The following is a 4,919-nucleotide window of genomic DNA, read 5'->3' as shown; positions in this document are numbered from 1 at the left end:
GCGCCATCGCCGCCGCCCACACCGCCGGCATCCTCACCCTCACCGACGCCGCCGCCCTCGTCACCACCCGCGCCCGCCTCATGCACACCCTGCCCCCCGGCGGCGCCATGACCGCCATCAACGCCACAGAAGCACAGGTCACCCCGGAGCTTGCCTCCTACGAGGGCAGGGTCACCATCGCCGCCGCCAACACCCCCACCTCCACCGTCATCAGCGGCGACCACGACGCCGTCACCCACCTCACCCAACGCTTCCGGCAGCAGGGACACAAGGTCCGGGCCCTGACCGTCAGCCACGCCTTCCACTCCCCCCACATGGACCCGATCCTCGACGACTTCCACAAAGCCATCGACGGCCTGACCCACACACCCCCCTCCCTCACCTTCGTCTCCGACCTCACCGGCACCCTCACCCCACCCGACGGCCCCGACTACTGGACCGCCCACCTGCGCAACCCCGTCCGCTTCGCCGACGCCACCCGCACCCTGCACGACCACGGCGCCACCACCTACCTCGAAATCGGCCCCGACGGCATCCTCACCGGCCTCATCCGCGACACCCTCGACGGCACACCCGGCCTGATCGCCGTCCCCGTGCTGCGCCGCGACCGGCCCGAACCCCACACCGCCCTCACCGCCGCCGCCCACACCCACACCCACGGCGCCCCCGTCGACTGGACCGCCGTCCACGGCCCCGCCACCACCGTCGACCTGCCCACCTACGCCTTCCAGCGGCGCAGGCACTGGGTCAGCCCGCCGAAGCCCGGCCAGGCCGAGCCGTACGACGACGGGAAGGCGCGTTTCTGGGACATCGTCAGCCGCGGCGACCTCGACGCGCTCGTCGGAACGCTGGGCCCCGAGGCCGGGAACGTACGGCGATCCCTCGGGGAAGCCCTGCCGGTCCTCGCGTCCTGGCACGCGGCGGGGGACACCCGGGCCACGCTCGACTCGTGGCGCTATCGCGTCGCCTGGCGGCCCGTGGAGGACGCCGCACCTCGGTCCGGCGGCCGCTGGCTGCTGGTTCGCACCGCACGGCAGACGCCCGCGGCATGGGCGGAGGCCCTGCGGCGCGCGCTGGAGGAGCGCGGCGCCGGGGTGACGGAGGCCGTCCTCGACGGGACGACCGGTCCCGCCTCGCTGACGGCGTCGCTGCAACCCCTGCGCACCGGCACGCCGTACACCGGTGTCGTGTCCCTGCTCGGCCTGGACGACACCCCGTACGAGGGGCAGGACGTCGCGCTGTTGCAGGCGCTCGACATGGCGGAGATCGGCGGCCCGCTCTGGCTCACGACGAGCGGTGCGGTCGCGGCGGCGCCGTCCGACCGGGTGCCGGACCCGGCCGGGGCGAGGGCATGGGGTCTCGGCGGCGTGATCGCAGCCGAACGGCCGGAGCGGTGGGGTGGGGTCGTGGACCTTCCGCCGACGCCCGACACGCGGCGCGCCGCGTACGCCGTGACCGCGCTGACCGGACGGCACGGCGAGTCCGAACTCGCAGTGCGCTCCTCGGGTCTCCTCGCGCGCAGGCTGGTCCACGCTCCGAGCCGGAACGCGACGCTCGCGGAGTGGGCGCCGGCGGGGACCGTACTCGTGACGGGCGGCACGGGCGCGCTCGGTGCCCACGTGGCCCGGCGGCTGGCCCGGCGCGGCGTTCCGCACCTGCTGCTGGTCAGCCGCCGGGGACTCGGCGCCCCCGGCGCGGAGGACCTGCGTGCCGAGCTCACCGAGCTCGGGGCCCGGGTGACGGTCGCCGCCTGCGACGTGGCCGACCGGGACGCCCTGGCCGCCGTGCTCGCCGCCGTACCGCCGGAGCATCCGCTGACCGCCGTGGTCCACACGGCCGCCGTACTGGACGACGGCCTGCTCGGCTCGCTCACCCCGGAACGGCAGGCCGCCGTACGGCGGGTGAAGGCGGACGGCGCGCTGGCCCTGCACGAGCTGACCCGGGAGCTTCCACTGACGGCGTTCGTGCTGTTCTCGTCGGTCACCGGGCTGATCGGGAACCCGGGCCAGGGCAACTACGCCCCGGACAACGCCTATCTGGACGCCCTCGCCGAGCACCGGCGTTCACTCGGCCTGGCGGCCACCTCGATCGCCTGGGGTCACTGGGGCGGCGAGGGCATCGCCGGCGCGGAGGCCCGGGAGGGCCTGCGGCGGGGCGGCTTCCCGCCGATGACGCCCGACCTCGCGGTGTCGGCGCTGGAGGAGGCAGTGGTCCACGGCGAGACGCGGCTCGTCGTCGCCCACGCGGACTGGGCCACGGTGGGCGCCGTACGGCCTCATCCGCTGCTCGCCGAGCTACCGGAGGCCCAGGCGGCTGAGCGGCCCCGCGCGGACGAGGAGCCGGACCTCCTGGAACGGCTGGCGGCGCTCCCGGAGTCCGAACGGCGGCTGAAGCTGCGCTCTCTGGTTCGGGCGGAGATCGCCGACGTGCTCGGGTACGCCTCGGCGGACGCGGTGGACGACGACCGCGGCTTCCGCGACCAGGGCTTCACCTCGCTGTCGGCCGTCGAGCTACGCAACCGCCTCACCCGGCTGACCGGGACGCCGCTGCCGAGCACGCTCGTGTTCGACTATCCCACGCCCACCGGTCTCGTGGATCACCTGCTGCGGGTGCTGCTGCCCGATCCCGAGCCGCCGCTCACCGCCGTGCTGGCGCTGCTCGACGAGCTGGAGACGCTGCTCGGCGAGCTGAGGGAGCCGCCCGGCGCGGCCGGTGAGCCGAACGCGCCGGCCGCACCGGCCGGTGGTCCGCCGATCGCCCAGCCGGGCGGGGAGGCGGTGGTGACCCGCCTGCGGCGTCTGGTGGATGCCGTCGAGTCCGTGGACTCCGCGGCACCCGGCGAGCACGCGGCGGCGACCGCCGACCTGTCCTCCGCCTCCGACGACGAGCTCATCAGCTTCATCAGCAACGAGCTCGGCATCTCCTGACCTCTCCCTTCTGCCCCACCTCGTGCCCATGGAAGGCGTACCTGTGAGCGACGACCAGATCCGGCATCTCCTCCGCCGTGTGACGGAGGAACTGCACAAGACACGTGAAGAACTGCGGGACGTCCGGGACGAGCAGCGGGAGCCGATCGCGATCGTGGGGATGGGGTGCCGCCTGCCCGGCGGGGTGGCCTCCCCCGAGGACCTGTGGGACCTGGTCGCCGAAGGCCGCGACGCCGTCACCGAGTTCCCCGCCGACCGCGGCTGGGACCTCGACGCCCTCTACGACCCCGACCCCGACCAGCCCGGCACCTCCTACACCCGCCACGGCGGCTTCCTCGACGACGTCGCCGGATTCGACGCCGGCTTCTTCGGCATCTCCCGCCGCGAAGCACTCGCCAGCGACCCCCAGCAACGCCTCCTCCTCGAAGTCGCCTGGGAAACCCTCGAACGCGCCGGCATCGACCCTGCCACCCTCAAGGGCAGCCGTACGGGGGTCTTCACCGGGACCAACGGCCAGGACTACGCCAGGTCGCCGGGCCCTGCGCCGGAGGAGGTCGAGGGTTACCTGATCACGGGCACTGCGGCCAGCGTGCTGTCGGGGCGGATCGCCTACACCTTCGGCTTCGAGGGCCCGGCGGTGACCGTCGACACGGCCTGCTCGTCGTCACTGGTCGCGCTGCATCTCGCCGTACGGTCGCTGCGATCGGGCGAGTCGGACCTGGCCCTCGCCGGTGGGGTCACGCTCATGACGTCGCCGGGCACGTTCGTGGAGTTCTCGCGGCAGCGGGGGCTCGCGCCGGACGGGCGGTGCAAGGCGTTCTCCTCCTCCGCCGACGGCACCGGCTGGGCCGAAGGAGTCGGACTGCTGCTGGTGGAACGTCTGTCGGACGCGCGGAGGAACGGACACCCCGTGCTGGCCGTCGTCCGCGGCACCGCCATCAACCAGGACGGCGCCTCCAACGGCCTGACCGCACCCAACGGCCCCTCCCAGCAACGCGTCATCACCCACGCCCTCCACAACGCCGGACTCACCCCCGCAGACGTCGACGCCGTCGAAGCCCACGGCACCGGCACCACCCTCGGCGACCCCATCGAAGCCCAAGCCCTGCTCGCCACCTACGGCCACAACCGCCCCGCCGACCGCCCGCTATGGCTCGGCTCCCTCAAATCCAACATCGGCCACGCCCAAGCCGCCGCCGGCGTCGCCGGAATCATCAAAACCGTCCACGCCATCCGCAACGGCCTGCTCCCCCAAACCCTCCACGTCGACCAGCCCACCCCCCACGTCGACTGGACCACCGGCAGCATCAAACTCCTCACCCACCCCCAGCCCTGGCCCGACCACGGCCACCCCCGCCGCGCCGCCGTCTCCGCCTTCGGCGTCAGCGGCACCAACGCCCACGTCATCATCGAACAGGCACCAGAGCCGACCGGCAGGTTGGCTTCGGATGACGAGCCCGCACTCCCGTCTCCGGCGCGGACGCGGCCGACGGCCGCAGGCGGCGGGGAGCATGCGGCGCCGGCGAACAGCGCCCTCGCCCTGCCGCAAGGATCGGATGCCCGCCAGGACGCCCCGCGACCGCTGCTCTCGGACGACCCTCAGGGCAGCGGGCGTGCGCTGCCGGTGGAGGTTTCCCAGGGGCGTGGGGTGCCGGTGGTGGGGTGGGTGGTCTCGGCGCGGTCACCCGAAGCACTACGCGCCCAGGCCGCCCGGCTGGCCGACCACCTCGACCGCCACCCCGACCTCGACGCGGTCGACGTCGCGCACTCCCTGGCCACCACCCGCGCCCACTTCGACCACCGCGCCGTCATCACCGGCACCACACCACAGGAACTCCTGGAGCGCACCCGCGCCCTCGCCGACAGCCGCATCACCCCCGGCATCGTCACCGGGGTCGCCCGTCCCGGCAAGGTCGCGTTCGTGTTCACCGGCCAAGGCAGCCAACGCCCCGGCATGGGACGCGGCCTGTACGCCGCCTACCCCACCTTCGC

Annotated in this window: 2 protein-coding genes; both read left to right on the top strand. The window is 74.0% G+C overall.

Going from position 1 to position 4,919, the window contains the following annotated elements:
* Positions 1-2,927 (top strand): SDR family NAD(P)-dependent oxidoreductase (locus FED44_RS35315; RefSeq protein WP_138463390.1); only part of this gene is annotated, 2,927 nt, incomplete at its 5' end.
* 28 nt (positions 2,928-2,955) lie between these two features.
* A partial coding sequence (locus FED44_RS35310) for a type I polyketide synthase (protein ID WP_244302551.1) occupies positions 2,956-4,919 on the top strand: 1,964 nt, incomplete at its 3' end.

The sequence above is a fragment of the Microbispora triticiradicis genome (assembly GCF_005864065.1).
GTDB lineage: Bacteria > Actinomycetota > Actinomycetes > Streptosporangiales > Streptosporangiaceae > Microbispora > Microbispora triticiradicis.
Note: the sequence above shows the minus strand (reverse complement) of the source record. Positions and strands in the feature narration are given on the sequence as shown.